Raw genomic sequence first — 19,538 nt, forward strand, 5'->3', positions numbered from 1 at the left:
AGGTGATCCTCGAGGCGTCTTATTATCCAAACGTGCTGTCGATATAGTTTGTAAGAACATCGAACGCGACGTCAATCGCATCTTCATCTGGCTTCAAAGTAGAGGAATGCAGTCCTGATTCTGAATCTACTCCAAGCCAAAACATGAACCCTGGTATATCTCGTAAGAAATACCCAAAGTCTTCGCCCGTCATCGCTTCACGACACTCAATCATAGTTATATCGCTTAACTCTCTAGTAACGTTCATAAACCTTTCGACTAGCTGCGCATCATTGAACACTTGATAGTAGTTCGAGCCATAATCGATTTTCGCTTCACATTCAAATGAAGCTTCAATCCCTTTGACGATCGATTCAACACGCTTTTTCACAAGCGTCATTGAATCTGCCGAAAGCGATCTGATCGTCCCTTCAAGACGGGAGGTTTCAGCAATAATGTTTTGCTTCGTCCCCCCTTCAATCTTCCCGATCGTAACGACTGCCGAATCGAGGGGATCAATATTCCTTGCAACGATCGATTGAAGCTGTGTAACAAGATGACTGCCTGCAACGACCATATCGCGTGAATGGTGAGGATAAGCAGCGTGCCCGCCCTTGCCGATCAAGTCGATAAATAGCTCTGAAGTGTTTGCGAAGAGCAAACCTGGCTTCGTTGCGACCGTGCCGACTGGATATTCTGGTGCAATATGAAGAGCAACCATTTCATCAGGCTTCCAAGCGTTAAATTCTTCTGAAGCTAACATTGGAAGAGCTCCACCTGGTCCCTCTTCTGCTGGTTGGAAAATAAACAGCAGGTTATCCTTCACACGTTTTACAGCGTAGTGTTCAAGAAGGGTTAACGCGATCGTCATATGAAAGTCATGACCACAAGCATGCATGTATCCTTCATGCTCTGATTGAAACAGGTACCCAGTTTGCTCTTGTATCGGAAGGCCGTCTATGTCAGTACGGTAACCGACCGTTTTAGTCGGGTTACTTCCTTTTACGAGTACTAAGATTCCTGTTTTCCAAGTTTTCACTTCAAGATGCTCTTGAGGCAGCTGTTCGATGAACTGAAGCAGATACTGCTGTGTCTTATATTCCTGAAATCCTATTTCAGGGATACGATGCAGATCTCGTCTTACTGCTCTTCTATTCATGTGAAATCAGTCTGCTTTAAGCTGACGAAGCTCTTTTTTGATCTCTGTTTTAGAACGAGTTTGATCATCGATTTCTTTAAGTACTCGTGCTGGAGTACCACCAACGAGCGTGTATTCAGGAACGTCTTCTGTAACGATCGATCCAGCTGCAATCACTGCGCCTTTTCCAACTTTTACACCTTCAAGGACAACAGCGTTCGCTCCAACGACAACATCATCTTCAATGATAACTGGTGTTGCAGAAGGTGGCTCAATGACACCTGCAAGAACAGCGCCTGCACCGATGTGACAATTCTTACCAACTGTTGCGCGTCCTCCAAGAACAACGTTCATATCGATCATTGTGCCTTCGCCAACAACAGAACCGATGTTGATCATAGCACCCATCATGATAACTGCGTTGTTTCCGATCTCAACTTGATCACGAATGATCGCGCCAGGCTCGATTCGTGCTTGAATGCCTTTAAGGTCAAGCATTGGAATCGCAGAGTTTCTGCGATCGTTTTCTACAACGTAATCTTCGATGTTAGAAGCTTCGTTTTCAAGGACGTTTTTGATGTCTTTCCATTCTCCGAAAAGCACACCAGTATCGCCAGTAATAAACGTCTTCGTGTTACTACCGAAGTCGATACCATCTAAGTTCCCTTTAATATGTACTTTGACAGGAGTTGATTTCTCACTGTTTTGAATAAAGCTAATAATTTCGTTTGCATCCATCATTTTCATGGTTATTCTTCCTCCTTGATTCCAAATAGCTACACGGCTTTGCCGCATGCTTTTCATTTTATCGTACATGATTGTTTTCGTGAAGTCTAATGATTTCCTATCCGTCGAGGAGTTCGATGAACTTTTCCACCTGTTTTAATTGAAGTGCGGTATCATTCGTTAATAACCACGTATCTCGTTTCAACGCGTTTCCTTCTTTATCTAAAAGAGGGATGCGATGATATTCACTCACATCTTCTGTAATCGAGATCGATGGGAGGATCGCATAGCCGATGCCGTTCAGCGCCATCTGTTTGCACGTTTCGATTTGGTCCACAACGATCGTTTTCTTTGGTGGAGCAAACGATTGCGTTTGCCACCATTCCTGAATCTCTTGATAGTAAGTCGAATCACTCTTAAACTGTATGAACGGTTTCTCAGTTTGCTGAAGCTCTTCGATCGAACGGATCGCAGTGTCGACTAAATATAGTTCATCAGACAAGAGATAATGACTTCTCCCTCTCCAGTCTGGCTTGCCTCGAATGATTCCGACATGAATATCATCTTCATATAAATATTTTAAAATCTCACTGCTCCACCCTGTTACGAGCGAAATCTTCACACTAGGATAATTCTCAACGAACCTCTTTAATACAGAAGGAAGCCAGTACTGTCCTATAATCGATGCGACTGCTAGTTTTAACGTTCCGTGAACTTCAGAACTCAGCGAAGTTAATGCTTCATATACTTTTTCTTCTCTTCTGAGCGTATCGTTGGCAAAATCGATGATTCGCTCTCCTGCAGGTGTTACCGTCAAGCCTTTTTGAGATCTTAGGAAGATCGGTACACCCCAGGCTTTTTCGATGGATTGGAGCCGCTGACTTAGTGCTGGTTGTGAAACGTATAGCCGCTCTGCGGCTCTCCGCATGTTCTTCTCTTCAGCAAGAATCGAAAGAACCTTGTATTCTGTACTCATCTCATCACTCTCCGACGTTTTGTCTACATATTTCTGATGATCGTAATCATAAGTTTTTCTTATGTATTATCATCATTATTATCTATTTTCATTATCACTCTAACAATAATATACTATGGAAGGAGATTCCAATATGAACGAAAAAGGGTGATTCACTATGGAATGGCTATGGTTATTTGGAATCGGACTCATCGCAACATTTATTGGAACATTATCTGGTAGCGGCGGCTTGATCAACTTGCCCGCTATGATCTTACTAGGGCTACCGATTCATTCGATTATTTCTGCTAACAAATTTTCTAACATGTTAAGTTCATTTTCAAGCTTTTTCGTTTTATTAAGAAGAAAAGAGCTAGCGATGAAAGAGGCATTAAAAACAGGTCCTATTGCTTTAATTGGAGGAATACTTGGTGGCTTGTTCGCTTCTTCCCTCTCCGATGAGGCTCTCCAGCTATTCGCAGGTTCTCTTCTCGTAGCTGCACTCGGGCTATCATTTTTGAAGAAAAAGCAGTCTAGTACAACGTCAAAACAAGTCCCGAAAAGAGCGCTTCCCTTTGTCGGAGTTATCGGGTGGTACGATGGATCATTTGGTCCAGGACAAGCGACGCTTCAAATGCATTTATTTAGACAGTGCGGGCTTTCGTATCTATTTTCAATCGGATTAACACGTTTTAATACATTTTTAAGCTGTACAGGCGCTGTTATCGTTTATTCCTTGAGTGGTCATCTAGATATGACGATCGCCATACCGTTAGCCGTCGGTTCCATTACTGGGGCTCAAATTTCAGTAAGAATAGCCGATAAGCTGTCGCTTTCACAGATCGACTGGCTTCTAAGAACGATGACGATCCTATTAATCTTCCAAGTTTGCTACAGCATATTCACAAGTCAATTTTAAGGAGTGTTTTATATGAATATCGACTATCGAAGAGTTCATCACATACAAATCTGTATACCTGTAGGCATGGAGAATGAAGCAAGAATGTTTTATAAAGACGTTCTTGGATTTGTGGAGATCGAAAAACCTGAGGCATTGAAGAAAAACGGTGGGTTTTGGCTCAAGGGTGCAGGCATCGAAATTCATATCGGTGTCGAAAAAGATGTTCATCCAAGTAAACGACACCCTGCTTTTGAAGTAGGAAACATTGATGAAGCTCGTGCTAGATTACAACACTTTAATGTTCAGATAAAGGAAGAAACGCAAATCGCTGGTTTCGATAGGTTTACTTTCTACGATCCTTTTAAGAATAGAATCGAGTTCATTCAACCGAAATCCGTCTCATGATCGAGACGGATTTCTTTTGTTCGAATGCTTTGGCATAAAGATCACAACCGCAAAACTAACAAGAGCTAGTATGCCGATGCCGAAATAAACCCATTTTAGAGAAACCGTCAAACCGTTTTGCAAGATTGCTAGCGTAGCAGCCTCAAGATTATTCCTTTTTTCTTCATCAAGAAGCATATTAGCTGAATTGATATCAAGGTCGACATCACGACTTTCAAGATAGTGCTTCAGGCGGCTATTCAAGATTCCTCCTAGTAGTGCTGCACCTACTGCGCTTCCAAGTGTTCGCATGAATACGTTAGAAGCTGTTGCGATTCCACGCTGCTTCCAGGCAACTGAGCTTTGAATCGCAACGATGAAGGTTGTCGATGTTAACCCCATTCCGACCCCAATAAAAAAGGAACCTGTTCCGGCGAAAAGTGGCCCGAGCTCTGGCGTCATCATCATGTAGATCGTTGCGCCAATGAGAAGAGAAATGCCTCCTAAGACTGATGTAATACGAAATCCGATCTTGATGACGAGCTTACCTGCTATCGTAGATGCGATCGGCCATCCGATCGACATCGTCGTGAGTGTGAAGCCCGCAACAATAGGCGATCGCTCCATAACCCCCTGCACAAATGTTGGCAAGAAGCTCGAGACACCGATCAAGATGATACCCGTTGTGAATGTTACTGAGTTTGCGAGGGTAATTAAGGGGTCTCTCCAAATTCCAAGTGGCATGATTGGTTCTTTTGCACGAGTTTCAATAAAAAAGAACAACCCTATTCCAAACATTGTCAAAACGATCAGCCCGAGTATTGGCAAAGAAGTCCATTCCCAGTACGTACCACCTTGAATGAGCAAGACCATAAGAGCACTAACTGAAACTAGTAGTACGAGCGCTCCTGGATAATCCACTGGTTTCTTCTCTTTACTGATATTTTCATGTAGAAGCATTAGCACCCCAATAAGAGACAATATCCCAAGTGGGATGTTCATCCAAAAAACCCATGACCAATCGATATATGTAACGAAGAGCCCACCGAGAGCAGGTCCCGCAATGGCTGAAATTCCCCATACACTAGCTAAATACCCTTGTATCTTTGCTCTTTCTTCCATTGAGTACATGTCACCTACGATTGTAAGTGCGATAGGCTGAACAGCCCCTGCACCGATTCCCTGAATCAACCGAAAGAGAATGAGTGCTTCCATCGTCTCTGCAAAACCACAAAGTATCGAACCGATTAAAAACACGATGACTCCGAAAGCGTAGATTGGCTTTCGCCCGAAAAGATCTGATAACTTTCCAAATAATAATACCGTAATGGCGGACATAAGTAAGTATGATGAAAATACCCAGCTAAACTTAGAAAAGCCACCAAGATCAGAAACGATTCCTGGCATCGCTGTTGAAACGATCGTTCCTTCTATTGCAGCCATGAACATTCCGATCACAATAGCTGAAAGTACGAGAGGACGATTTGTTTCTTTCTTTTTCACACTGGTTAGAACTTTCTCCGTTAAACTCTTCATAAAGACATCCCCACTAGTTACATCATTTACTAACATTTTACAAGTTATCTCTCGAGCTGAAAATAGAAAAGCCCGGTATATTCATACCGGGTTTTACGTTTATTATGATTCAGATCGCTTAAATGAAGATTCATGAAGATACCTGTTAACAAACTTTAGAAGTGCTCTACGCGTTAAGATGCCTTTAAAGATGTTCTCATCATCCACGACACATAAAAAGGGATGATCGATCGAAAGCTTTAAGCCTTTGAAAAAACCTTCGTTTTCATTGATACAAGGAATGTCAGTATTCATAACATCTTCTACAACATAGTCGCTTAACTTCTCAAACTCAATTCTTTCAATTCCAAGAATTGAATCCAAAATAAGCGGTTGACTGATTAATCCTTTCAGCCTGAACTGAGTATCGAGTACAGGTATGGAAGAATAACCAGACTTAATCAAGATGAGCATGGCGTGTTCCAATGGATTTGTTAATTGAACATGAGCCACTTTCTCAGCCGAGATAATCAAATCTTGTATTCCTGTTTCGTACAAATTTGGCAATTCCATATGCTTAGCCATATATAACTTCCCCTCAAGCATGATTCACCCTGTTAATCTTCTTCTATAATGAAGGGTCTTTGTTTATAGTAACATGAATCGTGATTGTCCGTTAACTGCAAACGCTTTAATGTTCATAGATCATTTTTCTAGTCATCCCACCATCGATCACCAAGTTTTCTCCTGTTATAAAGTCATTATCTGGATGCGATAAATAGAGGCACGCTCTCGCAACATCTGATGGTTTTCCAACCCTTCCAGATGGATGCTGATCATGATCGATGTCTCTGAGCCCTTCATAATTTGAAACTTCAATCCAGCCCGGACTAATACTATTTACTGTGATGTGATGCTTCGCAAGAGAAATCGCCAGGGCATGCGTCAGAGCAACGATTCCTCCTTTACTAGCAGCATATGCTTCACTGCCAGGTTCAGACATAGACGCTCTGGTTGATGCGATGTTGATAATCGCTGCTTTTTCGTTTCTTTTCATGATTCGTGAAGCAGCTTGAGAACAGAGGAATACACTCCTAAGGTTTGTATCCAAAATCATATCCCATTCCCTCACATCAAGTTCCTCTAACGGTTTAAAAACAGAGACACCTGCATTATTGACCAATACATCGAGCCTGTCATAAACGTGATCGACGTGATTCATCAAAGCTTCGATGGAAGCAGGGTCACTTACATCTGTACGAATAATTTCCCCTTCATTGCCCTCCATCATTCTTAACGTCTCTTCACACCCTTCAACATCTTTATCAGCTAAAATGACGATGCTTCCCTTTTTAGCATACTGAAGTGCAACGCCACGTCCTATTCCATGCCCTGCTCCTGTTACAATGACGACTTCTTTCATTTATAACGCTCCTTAAAACCAATTTTTCTTTTTGAAATACATCACCATAATTCCCGTAATGATGATCATGATGATCCAAACTGCAGGATAACCCCAAGAAAGACTTAGTTCAGGCATATGCGCAAAGTTCATTCCATATATTCCAGCTATGAATGTTAATGGAATGAAGATGGTCGACACGATCGTGAGCACTTTCATGATCTCATTCATCTTCATGCTTAACGTGGAATAATACACATCTAACAATCCATATAGCTGTCCACGGGATGTTTCGACCATATCATTTGCTTGAACGATGTGATCATGAATATCCTGTAAATAAAAAGAAATCGAATCACTGATGTAAGGAACTTTTCTGTTTATCAGTTTGTTAACAACTTCTCTTACAGGCCACACTGTTTTCTTCAATTGTAGAATTGTATTTTTATATTCATTGATGTCCTGTAACGAATGGTTATCAGGGTCCTCCATAATATTTCCTTCTAAATGTGCGATTCGATCATCCATGTCGTCCATAATGATTAAATATTGATCGAAAATCACGTCCATCAAAGAATAAAATAAGAAGTCAGCACCCGATTTCCTTATTTTCCCTTTGTTTTCTTTTAACATTAGTCTTACGGGATCGAAGAGATCTCCCTTTTTTTCTTGAAATGTGATCACAGTATTCTTCAATAATATAAAGCTAACTTGCTCTATATCTAGTTGATCTTGTTCAAGATTTAGCATCTTTACGATTGCAAGGAGGTGGTTTTCAAAGAAATCGATTTTTGGCCTGTGTTCCGTGTTGAGAATATCTTCTGTTGTTAACGGATGGAGTCCGACCATCTTGCTGATTTTATCAATGATTTCTACATTATGTACCCCATTTACATTGACCCACGTAATCTTTTCAGAATCAATTTTTGGTTTAAGATCATCTAACGAAACGTTATGCTGCTCATTTATTTCATGTTCATCAAATTCGATCGCTGAAACAGTAACTTCTTCCTGGTGCTCCTCTCCTACATACACAAGTGAGCCTGGTGGCATCCCTTTTTTTTGTGTTCTGTTCCTCATACGCGGTCGTTTGATCCTTCTCCTTAGTCCCACTGTCTTCACCTCACTTCTTTACTAAAGTACCCAAAACAAGAATAACAGAAACCAACTAGCCTTTTGCACAAAAATAAAAACCCGCATTTGCGAGTTTGTAGTTCTCAATCTTCACTTTTACGTTTTTACATAATCTATGTCACTACAGTGCCTTTTCTTTTTTTATGATTTCTCTATAATCCTCCCATAAAAACTCCATGTCATGTTTTGCAGAATCAACCTTAATTCCTCTCCAAATAATCACCATAAATAACCCCAGACCTAAAAACATCGCAACTAGTCCAAGAATCGTTTCAAACACGTTATCCTCCTCCTCTCCTATAACACAATGTATTCTTGTCCATCATGTGAAATGTCAGAAAAGGCTGTAAATTACTTGATTCTTTTTGGAATCTAAGGTATGGTACGAGAAAGGTATTTTTAGAGGAGGAGTTCCATTTTGGATCGTTCAAATGAACAAATTAAACAGATCGAAGAAAAAGCTAAAGAAGAACAACGACGAGCAGAAGAGGCGAAAAAAGTAGTAAAAGAAGCCCAAAAAGCAGCTAATCCTCAGCGAGAGCATAGCGAATTTAAAAAATAGTTTATCAATAAAAATAAGCCCTAGGTTTGGTAGCTTCTTATCGCTCCCAAACCTAGGGCTCTTTTTCTATTGCTCTGTATTTAGTTCGATTAAATTTCCATCAGGGTCTGCAACAAAAATCTGCGCGAATCCGCTTCTGCTCGTAGGATTTTCATAAAAAGGTACACTTTTCTTCTTCAACCATTCTACGCAAGCACTATAGTCTTTAACCCGTAGAGCAAAGTGACCTACTTTTGAATCGAGTTCACTCGAATGTCTGAGAGAACTCGAAGATGGATACTCAATTAAGTGAAGCTGTTGATCTCCTATCGTATACCATGCTCCTTTAAAACCAAAATCAGGACGATCAATCTCCTCTAGGCATAATATATCTTTATAAAACTCGTTAGCTTTCTCGAGGTTCGTAACAGAAATGCTTACATGATGAATCGTTACCGCTTCAATCATAGTTTCTCTCCTTTTACTGACGTCGTTCTTCTATTTCTTGTCGAGCTTGTTTGCTGTCTAAGGGCAAACCGATAACAAATCGAGTTCCGATATTATCTTTACTTGTAACCGTGATCGATCCACCGTGCTCTTCTATTACTTTGTAACTCACCATCAAACCTAGCCCCGTGCCTTTTTCGGCAGTGTTATAGTATGGTTCACCTAACTTATGAATGATTTGATGTGGAATTCCGGTTCCTTCATCAGCAACTTCAATCATGATGTCTTGATCCATGGAGAGCGTCACTAATAATGTTCCTCCATTCACCATGGATTCGATTCCATTTTCAATAATATTGTATAGGGCTTGTCTTATATGTGATTTGATACAAACACAATATATACTGGTATTTGTTCTCGTGATGATTTCAACATGATGTTCCATTGCCTTATTTGAAAGGCTGGAGATGATGCTATCTAGCAGATCGACCATATTTACTTCTTCGTATGAAACCAATTCACGTTTAGATAATAGAAGGAACTCATTGACGAACTCTTCTACTTCTTTCATCTCAGTTCCTACTACGTTTAGAAGATCTTGATTCACTGAATCGTTCCCTTTAAGTAGCTGTAAAAACGCTTTGATCGACGAAAGGGGATTACGTATTTCATGTGCGACTCCTGCTGCAAGTTCTGACAAGACATTGCTTGTTTCTGTCCTTTTCGCAATTTCTTCTGATCGTTTAATCTTTGTTACATCGCGCACGATAACGAGGTGGTGGTTCGGATAGATATTGTAACTCACTGTGAAGCTATAAGTATGGACACTTTCTGTTACGGGGTTCCATCGCTTGCCTTCGCCATTCCGCCCATTAGCAGCATGATAGTCCCACGTAATATCACAGTCACCTCTTATATCGTCATAGTGAGAACCAACCACATCATCTTTTTCAAAGTTGGCCATTTCTACAAAAGCGCGATTCACATCTTTAATCAATCCACCATGATGGATGATCGCCATGCCGTCCATCGCCCCTTCAAACAGCCTGCGGAAGCGTTCTTCACTTTCCTTAATCTCCACAATCATTGCTTTCGTTTCAGTAATATCTCTATAGATAGTCATGTAAAGGTCACCATGAATACTTTTCTTTGAGGTGAACTCCAAAAACTTTTTTTCTCCACCAGCTATCGTAAATTCTAACTCCGCACGAATTTCTCCCTTTTCTTCAAGCTCCTGTTGAAACAATTTTCCTGTAGATACGCTTTTACCTTCTAGGAAATCGAAAATATTGTACTTCCTGATTGTTTCAGACGTTAAGTTAAACATCTTGCATGCAGCAGGGTTCGCATCAACGATCATGCGATCTTTATTCCAAATCAAGATGCCATCGAGGGCATGATCAAAAATACTATTGAACTTTTCTTTGTTTTCCATTAATTCTTCGAATAATGCACGTTCTGAAGATATGTCTCGAATGATCGATAAATTTAAATCCTTGTACGCGCTAGACGTTATCGAAAGTTCGATAAACTTCTCCTTGCCATTTCCCAAAACGATCGGAAACTGGCTTCTAACATATCCAAACCTTTTAAGGTCCGTCATCATCTTCTCAAAGTCATCTTTACATTCAGATCGAATATGATGACCGATCTTCATGTTTAAGATGTCTTCTCTCTCTAGTTCGAAAATGTCACAGCAAGCCTGATTAATTTCGACCAACCCATTATCCTGGTCAAATAACGTGATCCCATCTTTCGAAGAACTAAAAATATGAGATAGTTTTTTGCTCTTTTCAACTAACTCACTTCGAAGATCGCTTTCATTTTGAATCGAGTTTTCACTTGTACTTAGAAAAAACAAATCGTTTCGTCTCATAAGCGTTCCCCTTTTAGTATCTTTGCAACGATTATATCATGCTCCTCTAAAGAGTCGTATAAATAAAAGAATACTCTCCCACGTATTGTGCAAAATAATGGGGATTCGACAAGGGGGATGATTATGAAATTGCTTGTTTCGATGTTAATTTTATTAAGCCTCATTTTACACCCAATCGATCGAACATACGCTATCCCTCCGTTCGACCATAAAGTACAGCTCATCCCTTGGAAAGAAGTAGAGAAAATCATTCCTAGAAAGGCAGTATTTTCGATTACGGATGTAGAAACGGGTAAGTCTTTTGACGTTCAGCGCAGAGCTGGAAGTGATCACGCGGATGTACAACCGTTAACACATAAAGATACTAAGATCATGAAGGCGATTTATCGAAAATGGAGCTGGAAACGGAGAGCTGTCATCGTTACGATCGATGGGAAACAGATCGCTGGCTCAATGAACGGCATGCCTCATGGAGCTGGAGCATTGCAAAATGGATTCAACGGCCACTTCTGTTTACATTTCTTGAACAGTTCCACACACAGATCTTCAGAACCTGATCCAGCTCACCATCTTATGGTCTTAAAAGCAGCAGGTAAGATCGATGACTACCTCGGTAAAAAAAGTCCAGAAGAAATTGTTGATGTCGCGATGATCGCGATTAACAATACGGATAAAACGTTGTTAGAAAAGGTTGTTGTGAATGAGGACAGTAAGAAACTATTTAAGCTGTACGTTACGAATTGGAACATTGAATCGATACAAAAGAATAAGGGTAATCCATTCATTCGTGAGATAAAAACAAAAGTTGAAGTATACATTTCGGATGCAGGTACAATCACAACAGTAATTAGTCTCAATGCTAAACGAGATCCGCTCACTAGCAAATGGAAGATCGATACGGAGCCTTTACTCAACATGATCGATTAGAAAGGAGAATGGCACATGGATCGTTACGAGAAAGCGTTTGAAATCTACAGGCAGCAAAATGCTGTAGAACAAACCGGAACATACATCTCAGCAGTAAGAAAGAATGAAGATGGTGATCTTATTGCTTTTAAAACAAATACTGGTGAGGAGTTAGATTATATACAAGCACTTGAGGCTGCGAAGAGCGGTAAGTTAAGCGGGGTTGATGTTTTTCATAAATACGGTCGTGATATTATACGCAGTGAACCAGACGGAATTAAAGAAAACAATTTCGATAATCTACCAGAGTTTTAAGAAAAAAGCGCGACCTCTATGAGGTCGCGCTGGTTAGGTTATGTATGGTGATCCGTACTGGATTTGAACCAGTGACCCCTTGCCTGTCAAGCAAGTGCTCTCCCGCTGAGCTAACGGATCAGTTCTTTAAGGACATTTATTAATATACATGACTGAATAAAGAACTGTCAATACTTTCCGTGAATAAAAGTTGGAGAAGTCCCACATTTGGGACTCCTCTAAAATCAACCGATCCGCTCTTCTTGATCTCTCTTCTCACGCTCTTCTTCGTCCAATGCTTCCTCTCGGTCACGAAGTCTGTGAGCGAGACGACTAGAAGCGTTTGAAGCGATGCTAGCCACTAGGTCATCCAAAAATGTATGAACTCCGTTTCCAGACTTTGTATCGAGCTTCTCAATAATTCCAATCTTTTGTTTATCTAAATGACCATATGTCGTAACAGCGATACTTCCATATCCGAACACCGCACCTAGCGCAATTGTTTCATCGACTCCGAACAACCCTTCGTCCATTTCGACGATGGACTGCAAAGGCTCTGAAAGCTTCCCCTGTTCAGCAAGCTTATCGAGTTCGATGCCAACGAGTACAGCATGCTGAATTTCACGTTTCATCAGAACCGCTTCAACGCTCTCTATACAGTCTTCCATCGATAGATCATTTACATAAGGAGATTGCATTTTAAACACAATATCAGCAATATCCTGGATCGATACGCCACGCTCTTTTAATAATGCTCTTGTTGCAGCTTCTACTTCACGACTATGTATCCTTTTCTTCATGTTAGTTCTCCTCTCTATGTCCCCCAAAAGCAAGTATGTTAGAATCATTATATCACTACGAAAAATTAGAATGTCAAATAAAACTAACTTTCACTACTGCACAGGAGGCTTTGAAATGAACAGAGGAACATACCAGGACACTTCACTATATAGCGAACATTTACAAGAAGAAATCCCACTCCAAATTTATTTGCCATATAACTATTCTCCACTCTATAAATATTCGTTTTTGATCGCGAATGATGGTAGCGATTACTTTAAGCTAGGTCGCCTTGGTCGAACGGCAGATGAGCTGATCGAAAATGATGAAATCGAAGAACTGATCATTGTAGGAATTCCATACAAAAGCGTGGAAGACCGCAGAAAAAAATATCACCCAGATGGCGAACAAAGTGAAGCCTACCTACGCTTCTTAGTCAATGAATTAGTACCGTTTCTCGATGAAGAATACGCGACCTTCCACTTAGGTTATGGGCGTGCTTTAATAGGAGACTCGCTTGCTGCAACGGTTGCATTACGTGCCGGACTCGAATATCCGAGAACGTTTGGTAAAGCGATTCTTCACTCGCCATACGTTGATGACGATTTGAAAGAGAAAGTCGCAACCTTCAAAGACCCTGAACTTCTTTCGATCTATCATGTGATTGGTACTGAAGAAACAGAAGTACCTACGACTGATGGACAGAAGAAAAATTTCATCGACCCAAACAGAGAATTGAGTAAGATCATTAAAGAAAAAGACTTTGACTATTTCTATGATGAATTCGAAGGTGGCCACCTTTGGAAACACTGGCAGCCAGATATGAAACGCGCGCTTCTTCATATGTTCAAGCTGTAAACGACATTACCATTTCTTATTTTTGAATTTTTGGTATAATTAACAGTGGAAATGAATAAGTCACGTCCAGAGCAAATTTAATGGGAGGGATTATACTATGAAATACGGCATTGCAATATTCCCGTCAAAGAAACTACAAGACATCGCAAACTCATACAGAAAACGTTACGATCCACATTATGCACTTATCCCGCCACACCTAACGATAAGAGAAGCATTCGAAGCGACAGAGGAAGAAATTAAGGAGATTACACCAGAGCTCCACAGAATTTCTGACGAATCAAAACCTTTTACGATGAACGTTTATAAAATTGGATCGTTTCATCCAGTTAACAATGTGATCTATATGAAGGTAAAAGAAAATGACGTGTTAAATGACCTCTATCGTCAGCTTAACCCAGAGGAAGTCAGGACAGATCGTGAATACAACTTCGTTCCTCACATTACGATCGCTCAAAAGCTTTCTGATGATGAACATTCAGATGTGTACGGCAGCCTACGTATGATGGATGTTGATGAAGAGGAAACCATCGACCGTTTTCAACTTCTTTATCAACTTGAGAATGGGTCTTGGACTGTTTATGAAACATTCCACCTCGGTAAAGTTCGCTAATGCTAATTAAAGCAGCGGAAACAAAGAAAGAGATGGATGATGCTTTCAGCGTAAGACATCGCGTCTTCGTTCAGGAACAGAACGTTCCTGAAGATCTTGAGATCGACCAGCACGAAGACGAAGCTACACATCTTGTAGCTTATGATGAGGACACACCTGTTGCGGCAGGGCGCTACCGTATGGTCGGTGACTTTGTAAAAGTCGAGAGAATTTGTGTTCTAAAGGAAGCAAGAGGAACTGGAATTGGCAGGCTCTTGATGAACGAGCTTGAAAATCAGGTTCGTAAAATTGAAACAGCCGGATTGAAGCTCAATTCACAAGTATCAGCGATCGAATTTTATAAATCATTAGGTTATGAAGTGACGTCAGATGAATTTATGGATGCTGGCATCCCTCATGTAACGATGATCAAAGCACTATGACACCGGTTTAAGTCCGGTGTCTTTTTTTATTCTAAGCAGCCTTGACGAAGGGTATTTTCTGAATGATTCGCACATGCTAAGTACGATGGCGTATTAGGAGGGAATGGTAGAGATGGAATATGGGTCAATCTTTATAGAACTCATCGTAGGCTTTCTCGCACTACTCGTGTTAACCAAAATGCTCGGTAAGACACAGATTACTCAGATCACACCGTTTGATTTCATCTCCTCCCTCGTCCTAGGTGAATTGGTCGGTAATGCGATTTATGACAAAGATATCACATACGTAACGATCATTTACACAGTCACACTATGGGGATTGCTTATCTACGTTATCGAATGGATTACTCAAAAGTTTAGAGGAACGAGGAAGCTATTGGAAGGAAGTCCTTCGATCGTAATCCACCATGGTAGAATCAACCGAAAAAACCTTAAGAAGAATAAATTAGATTTGAACCAACTTCAGAACTTACTTAGACAAAAAGGCATTTTTTCCTTAAGAGAAGTTGAATTTGCCATTCTTGAAACGAATGGGAGTATAAGCGTCTTACAGAAATCAGAGTACTCACAGCCTACGAGAGGCGACTTTGACCTTCGTCCAGTGAAAGAACACCTTTCAACGACCTTCATTTCAGATGGTAAAGTCGATTGGGGCAACTTAAAAGAAGCTGGATTTAATGAAGAATGGCTTAATAAAGTACTAAAGAAGCATCATATCGATCACCCTGAAGAAGTACTCATTCTTGAATGGAAACAAGATGAAGGTGTATTCCTGCATCCTGTTAGACATGATGATACATAAAAAAGAGCAGATGATCATCTGCTCTTAAAACCATGAAAAGCCGCCTTGAGGTTGATCGTCATCTTCAGAAGCTTCGTCTTTCCTCTCTTCATCATCACTTTCTACTTCTTCGGCAATTTCTTCAGTAGGTCCAGGACCAAAGAATCCCCATGGATCCCTTCTGTCGTCATCATGACGGTCTTCGTGATGATCGTGGTCGTGATGACGTTTCTTACCGTGGTCTTCGATGATCACTTCATCAGCTTTTATGATCACCTTTTCAACACGTATCACTTTTGGCTTTCGTTTTTTCTTAGACATTTCTTGCCCCCTCTTCATCTAGATGTGGTTTCACATTCTTATCGTATGCAACTGGAAGATCGTGAGAGTGGGCGAAAACTCATTTATTCCAATTCTTAATAGCTGATCGCGATTTGATTCGACGTTTTGATCTTATAATCTTGTTCATAAAAGTATACGAATCCCTCTACAATAAAAGGTTCATGAATTTCCGTTCTTAATGGAATTTGAAAATTCTCGATCCCTATTTTGTTGCCTGGAGAAATGGAAACATCACCAAGAGGGGATACCCAGATCTCGCCTCGCTCTCTTGCTTTCGACATCCAATCGCTATCCATGAACGTCCACTGTGTACCGTTTGTAGCCCCTCTCGTCTCTGCCTGCTCAACCGTTAGAATCTGACCTTTAATTATGGCTGTTTCTGCTGGACGGAATCGAAAACATACAACTGGGTTCTTGAGCGACGACATCCCGTTGTTCGTAATCTGCAAGTCCCCTCTTATGATGAATGACTTTTTATCATTCACGATGATCGAGTAATTTAAGTACGCTAACGCGTTTAGTTTATCTGTACTTTCAGATGTTTCTGTATCCTTTACATCACTTGGCGTTCGATATTTCATACGTCTTTCATAATCTTTTATTTTTGTTTTGAATTGTTGTATTTGTACTTCTTTCTCATTGATATCATTTTGCATCGATGTAAGAAGCTTTTCGTAATTCTTGATCCGACCTTCTGATACTGCTCCTTGGTATTTCTTTTCCACAGCTTCTAGCTTCATCTTCAGGTCTGTTGTACTCTTTTGTTCTTTGTCGATTTCAGCCTTTGTTCTCTCAAGCTCACCGATTAACTTACGCCGCTCTTCTTCCAATGCTTCAATCTTTAGGTGAGCTTTGTTTACTTCCTTCTCAAATTCCTTTATCTTCCCTTCTTTGGTTTCGAGTGACGCTCTTTTAGCATCGTTTTCGTATTGTAACTCTTCCATTTTAGTTTCGACCAAATGAAGATGATCTTTTACAAATATCAGTTCTTTTTCAAGTTCTAATGATTTTTCTTGAAAGTATTTTGTTCTTGTAATCAACCTGGAATAGCTTAACGTTTCATCCTGTTTCACTTGGCTCACTCCTCTCCCTATTATATGTATGAACCTCGGTCCCCTCTTCATAACAAAAAGGGAGAGATCTCTCTCCCCCTTCACATCCTTCGATCTTAGTGATGTTTCTTGTACTTTATGTCGTCGAAATTAATGCAGTTGTCGATCGTTAAACCGCCTGTTTCAGCTTCGACTACACCAGAGTTGAATACAGTTTCCCCTCTACGGTCGTACAAATGCACTTCGAATTCATTGCCTTCATCAGTATCTACAACAGCTAGCTTGAATTCACATCTGATTCCGTTTTTCATTCTTCCGGATCCATTGATCATGAATTTAACACCTTCGTCTCCACAAGGAACGCAAACGAGTGAATCTTGATCGAATGACTCTGCTGTGAATGAAAAGTCCATCGTGCCATCTTCCATGTTTGAATCATTGAATGTAAATGACATATTGCTTCCAGTCAAGCTACAATCAGGACAAATATTGAGCTTCATCGAGATATTTCCTTCGTAGTCTCCATTACCAGTAGAACCGCTGGCTTCACCCGCTACAGTACAATCGCAGCTTGGTCTTGGGAAGATATCTGGACATTGTTCAGGGAACGTAATTGGTGGGCACCACTCATCAACATCTTCTGGAGCGATCAGGTCATTATCACGAGGTGAACAGAACTTAGCAAGAACTTCTAGTTTCACCTCTGCTTCAACTTGAATATCTACACAGAAAATAACTTCTAGATCGAATGATTGAGGAACAGGACAGTTTAAGAGAATCGTGCCAGATGGGATGCGTGCGATGATCTTCGTAATGCGGCAATAAAGATCAGTTCCGTCCGGATAGCATAGAACGAAAGATTCTAATACAGATGCATTGCAGCTAACCTCTGTAACCGTCTGACCGTTACGGTCGACTACTCTTACTTTCACATCTGTGGTGAAGAGTAAATCGACGAGTTGTGCGTCCGCATAGCCTCCCCCTGGAAGTACGACGTTCACATCTCGTTTCTCTCCAACCTGTTCGCAAAGAAACTCCTCACAGTGATCGCTATCTGCTAGCGGAAATAATGGTGGCGCTTCAGGCGTTTGTGCAACGATCCTTAGCGGACGGCGACTAGGATCTTCCATTGCAGACTCTATCTGTTCTAACTGATCTTCAGAGAATTGGATGTTCTTTGAAACCATCAGTTGGTCCGTTACCCAGTCGTAAACTTTTTGAACGCGAATACATTCATCTTGCAAACTGTTCGTTGCAGTAGGAATCGTTCGGTTCGGTTTAGGCTTGTGACCCATATAGTTCATTCCTTTCTTCACATTATAGGTTGATTCACTACATATTATGGAATTAGGAGAGAAATGCAACAGTAAAGGCTGCCCAAATTTCTTTTATTGGAAATCTGCTTCTTATTCATTTTAATCCGTCGAAGGAGTGTTTTTATATGGAACAATTCTATTGGAAAGAGAGAGCGATCGGATCCTTAACAAAGGAAGAACGAGAGCACCTCAATCTTCTCATGCCATACTTTGGGCTATCCATCGATGCCCGCTCGAGTAAAGCGTCGAGCGCGTTCACCGGTAAAGTTGTGTGTATCGAGGGGTTACCTGTTGAGCTGTTTGATTCACTAAAAAAAAGTTTATTGCATACTGGAGTTCGGCTAACCACGAATCGACATGAAGCTCAGGACCTACGGATCTTCGTTGAGGTACGTCATAGCGGCTCTCATCCAATTGCACTCAGAGTAAATAATATGAACTACTATTTAAAGCCGCTACAGCTCTCGACGAAAAACGTTCAAGAGCACCTTCACAAACACTTATGGCTTCCAACGTTAAGTGCTACATTACGATTTCGATTTCAACCTTACGTTTCACAACAAATTCCTGAATGGCTTAGCTATGCGATCATCCAGTCGTTTTATAGAGAAGAACTTTATCCAATCTCAGCGATCACGTTTCATGAATACCAAACGATCATTAAGAAAGTTCTTCGCCCCATCAATCCTCATTTTGCAAACTACCAATTGAACGAAACTGAAACAGACTGGCCAGACTTACCACCTGAACTTGCTTCTTCCCCTACAAAGAAGCCTATAGAAGCAAAGAAAGGTTTGCTCGAGGAAAAACCGAAATTAAGCCATCAGATCGAACCATTTAAAAACGTAAATGCTAATCAAGACGTCCAAACGTTTAATCCGTTTAAATTCCAAAATAGAGAAAACCGACGATCCATAATAAATCCATTTCAAAAAAAGCGTTAAATGCCTATACTCCGTCCTCCTCTAATGAATAAACTAGATCAAACCATCGATCGTATTTTAATAGGAGGATGACAATGTTAAAGAAAGATATACAGGAATTATTTAATCAAGCGAAACGCCGTCCTCGCGGTAAATCGCAACCGCCAGCACCAAAGAAATCAGGGTGTAAATCATGTGGGAAAGTGACATGGAAACCAAATAGATAAGTAAAGCCACCTACCATGGTTATGGA

General features: G+C 40.7%; 25 protein-coding genes and 1 tRNA gene. 11 read left to right on the top strand and 15 right to left on the bottom strand.

Annotated features, from left to right (window positions below; translation table 11 throughout):
• Positions 1-22: 22 nt before the first annotated feature.
• The 3 genes from ACXADT_RS15805 to ACXADT_RS15815 form a co-directional block, all read right to left on the bottom strand.
• Positions 23-1,138, bottom strand: a complete 1,116-nt coding sequence (locus ACXADT_RS15805; RefSeq protein ID WP_270181703.1) for an N-acetyldiaminopimelate deacetylase — start codon at positions 1,136-1,138, stop codon at positions 23-25.
• Positions 1,139-1,144: 6 nt separating this feature from the next.
• Positions 1,145-1,864, bottom strand: coding sequence for a 2,3,4,5-tetrahydropyridine-2,6-dicarboxylate N-acetyltransferase (dapD, locus tag ACXADT_RS15810; protein WP_270181702.1), 720 nt, complete (start codon positions 1,862-1,864; stop codon positions 1,145-1,147).
• Between the two features lie 97 nt (positions 1,865-1,961).
• Positions 1,962-2,819 (bottom strand): LysR family transcriptional regulator, encoded by an 858-nt coding sequence (locus tag ACXADT_RS15815; RefSeq protein ID WP_270181701.1) that lies wholly within the window; start codon positions 2,817-2,819, stop codon positions 1,962-1,964.
• Positions 2,820-2,976: 157 nt separating this feature from the next.
• On the opposite strand from ACXADT_RS15815, the gene ACXADT_RS15820 reads away from it, so the two are divergent.
• Both ACXADT_RS15820 and ACXADT_RS15825 read left to right on the top strand, forming a co-directional pair.
• Entirely contained in the window at positions 2,977-3,717 is a 741-nt protein-coding gene (locus ACXADT_RS15820) for a sulfite exporter TauE/SafE family protein (protein ID WP_474831853.1), read from the top strand.
• 12 nt (positions 3,718-3,729) lie between these two features.
• Positions 3,730-4,104, top strand: a complete 375-nt coding sequence (locus tag ACXADT_RS15825; protein ID WP_474812270.1) for a VOC family protein — start codon at positions 3,730-3,732, stop codon at positions 4,102-4,104.
• On the opposite strand, the gene ACXADT_RS15830 is transcribed toward ACXADT_RS15825, so the two are convergent.
• The 5 genes from ACXADT_RS15830 to ACXADT_RS15850 all read right to left on the bottom strand — a co-directional run bounded on the left by ACXADT_RS15830 (position 4,099) and on the right by ACXADT_RS15850 (position 8,414).
• A complete protein-coding gene (locus ACXADT_RS15830; protein ID WP_270181698.1) occupies positions 4,099-5,619 on the bottom strand; it encodes an MDR family MFS transporter in 1,521 nt (506 codons plus the stop codon). The genes ACXADT_RS15825 and ACXADT_RS15830 overlap by 6 nt on opposite strands.
• Before the next feature lie 102 nt (positions 5,620-5,721).
• A complete protein-coding gene (cbpB, locus tag ACXADT_RS15835) occupies positions 5,722-6,183 on the bottom strand; it encodes a cyclic-di-AMP-binding protein CbpB (RefSeq protein WP_270181697.1) in 462 nt (153 codons plus the stop codon).
• Positions 6,184-6,289: 106 nt separating this feature from the next.
• Positions 6,290-7,021 (bottom strand): SDR family NAD(P)-dependent oxidoreductase, encoded by a 732-nt coding sequence (locus ACXADT_RS15840; protein ID WP_474831855.1) that lies wholly within the window; start codon positions 7,019-7,021, stop codon positions 6,290-6,292.
• 12 nt (positions 7,022-7,033) lie between these two features.
• Positions 7,034-8,080 carry a magnesium/cobalt transporter CorA gene (gene corA, locus ACXADT_RS15845; protein WP_270181695.1) on the bottom strand — a complete coding sequence of 349 codons (1,047 nt, stop codon included), beginning with the start codon at positions 8,078-8,080 and terminating at the stop codon, positions 7,034-7,036.
• A 175-nt stretch (positions 8,081-8,255) separates the two neighbouring features.
• The gene (locus tag ACXADT_RS15850) at positions 8,256-8,414 is read right to left on the bottom strand and encodes a hypothetical protein (RefSeq protein WP_270181694.1); all 159 of its coding nucleotides are present in this window, start codon (positions 8,412-8,414) and stop codon (positions 8,256-8,258) included.
• A gap of 138 nt (positions 8,415-8,552) precedes the next feature.
• On the opposite strand from ACXADT_RS15850, the gene ACXADT_RS15855 reads away from it, so the two are divergent.
• Entirely contained in the window at positions 8,553-8,696 is a 144-nt protein-coding gene (locus ACXADT_RS15855; RefSeq protein WP_270181693.1) for a hypothetical protein, read from the top strand.
• Between the two features lie 66 nt (positions 8,697-8,762).
• Here ACXADT_RS15855 and ACXADT_RS15860 read toward each other — a convergent pair whose 3' ends face one another.
• Positions 8,763-9,143 carry a VOC family protein gene (locus tag ACXADT_RS15860; protein ID WP_474831857.1) on the bottom strand — a complete coding sequence of 127 codons (381 nt, stop codon included), beginning with the start codon at positions 9,141-9,143 and terminating at the stop codon, positions 8,763-8,765.
• A 13-nt stretch (positions 9,144-9,156) separates the two neighbouring features.
• Positions 9,157-10,998 carry a PAS domain S-box protein gene (locus ACXADT_RS15865; protein ID WP_474831858.1) on the bottom strand — a complete coding sequence of 614 codons (1,842 nt, stop codon included), beginning with the start codon at positions 10,996-10,998 and terminating at the stop codon, positions 9,157-9,159.
• Positions 10,999-11,121: 123 nt separating this feature from the next.
• Here ACXADT_RS15865 and ACXADT_RS15870 point away from each other — a divergent pair, with 123 nt between their 5' ends.
• The gene (locus ACXADT_RS15870; protein WP_474831860.1) at positions 11,122-11,925 is read left to right on the top strand and encodes a hypothetical protein; all 804 of its coding nucleotides are present in this window, start codon (positions 11,122-11,124) and stop codon (positions 11,923-11,925) included.
• Positions 11,926-11,940: 15 nt separating this feature from the next.
• Positions 11,941-12,219: a DUF3892 domain-containing protein gene (locus tag ACXADT_RS15875; RefSeq protein ID WP_474831861.1), complete on the top strand. Its 279-nt coding sequence runs from the start codon at positions 11,941-11,943 to the stop codon at positions 12,217-12,219.
• Positions 12,220-12,264: 45 nt separating this feature from the next.
• Here the strand turns inward: ACXADT_RS15875 and ACXADT_RS15880 are convergent.
• Together ACXADT_RS15880 and ACXADT_RS15885 are read right to left on the bottom strand one after the other, a co-directional pair.
• A tRNA-Val gene (locus ACXADT_RS15880) sits at positions 12,265-12,339 on the bottom strand.
• Between the two features lie 104 nt (positions 12,340-12,443).
• On the bottom strand, positions 12,444-12,998 hold the full coding sequence (locus tag ACXADT_RS15885; RefSeq protein WP_474831863.1) for a phosphatidylglycerophosphatase A family protein: 555 nt from the start codon (positions 12,996-12,998) through the stop codon (positions 12,444-12,446).
• A gap of 115 nt (positions 12,999-13,113) precedes the next feature.
• Here ACXADT_RS15885 and ACXADT_RS15890 point away from each other — a divergent pair, with 115 nt between their 5' ends.
• From ACXADT_RS15890 to ACXADT_RS15905, 4 genes are all read left to right on the top strand, one after another.
• Entirely contained in the window at positions 13,114-13,836 is a 723-nt protein-coding gene (locus tag ACXADT_RS15890; protein WP_474831865.1) for an alpha/beta hydrolase, read from the top strand.
• A 97-nt stretch (positions 13,837-13,933) separates the two neighbouring features.
• Positions 13,934-14,449 carry a YjcG family protein gene (locus tag ACXADT_RS15895; protein WP_270181686.1) on the top strand — a complete coding sequence of 172 codons (516 nt, stop codon included), beginning with the start codon at positions 13,934-13,936 and terminating at the stop codon, positions 14,447-14,449.
• Positions 14,449-14,871 carry a GNAT family N-acetyltransferase gene (locus ACXADT_RS15900; RefSeq protein WP_474812289.1) on the top strand — a complete coding sequence of 141 codons (423 nt, stop codon included), beginning with the start codon at positions 14,449-14,451 and terminating at the stop codon, positions 14,869-14,871. Before ACXADT_RS15895 ends, ACXADT_RS15900 begins: the two co-directional genes overlap by 1 nt.
• 112 nt (positions 14,872-14,983) lie before the next feature.
• Complete coding sequence (locus tag ACXADT_RS15905) at positions 14,984-15,673, top strand: DUF421 domain-containing protein (protein ID WP_270181684.1); 690 nt, start codon at positions 14,984-14,986, stop codon at positions 15,671-15,673.
• A gap of 24 nt (positions 15,674-15,697) precedes the next feature.
• On the opposite strand, the gene ACXADT_RS15910 is transcribed toward ACXADT_RS15905, so the two are convergent.
• The 3 genes from ACXADT_RS15910 to ACXADT_RS15920 form a co-directional block, all read right to left on the bottom strand.
• Positions 15,698-15,973, bottom strand: coding sequence for a hypothetical protein (locus ACXADT_RS15910; protein WP_270181683.1), 276 nt, complete (start codon positions 15,971-15,973; stop codon positions 15,698-15,700).
• Positions 15,974-16,068: 95 nt separating this feature from the next.
• A complete protein-coding gene (locus ACXADT_RS15915; RefSeq protein ID WP_474831866.1) occupies positions 16,069-17,067 on the bottom strand; it encodes a hypothetical protein in 999 nt (332 codons plus the stop codon).
• Positions 17,068-17,162: 95 nt separating this feature from the next.
• The gene (locus ACXADT_RS15920) at positions 17,163-18,341 is read right to left on the bottom strand and encodes a BMQ_0737 family morphogenetic spore coat protein (RefSeq protein ID WP_270181681.1); all 1,179 of its coding nucleotides are present in this window, start codon (positions 18,339-18,341) and stop codon (positions 17,163-17,165) included.
• A gap of 146 nt (positions 18,342-18,487) precedes the next feature.
• Here ACXADT_RS15920 and ACXADT_RS15925 point away from each other — a divergent pair, with 146 nt between their 5' ends.
• Together ACXADT_RS15925 and ACXADT_RS15930 are read left to right on the top strand one after the other, a co-directional pair.
• A complete protein-coding gene (locus ACXADT_RS15925; protein ID WP_270181680.1) occupies positions 18,488-19,306 on the top strand; it encodes a hypothetical protein in 819 nt (272 codons plus the stop codon).
• Positions 19,307-19,380: 74 nt separating this feature from the next.
• Positions 19,381-19,512: a hypothetical protein gene (locus ACXADT_RS15930; protein WP_270181679.1), complete on the top strand. Its 132-nt coding sequence runs from the start codon at positions 19,381-19,383 to the stop codon at positions 19,510-19,512.
• Positions 19,513-19,538: the final 26 nt, after the last annotated feature.

The sequence above is a fragment of the Anaerobacillus sp. ABR4_321 genome, from assembly GCF_056158505.1.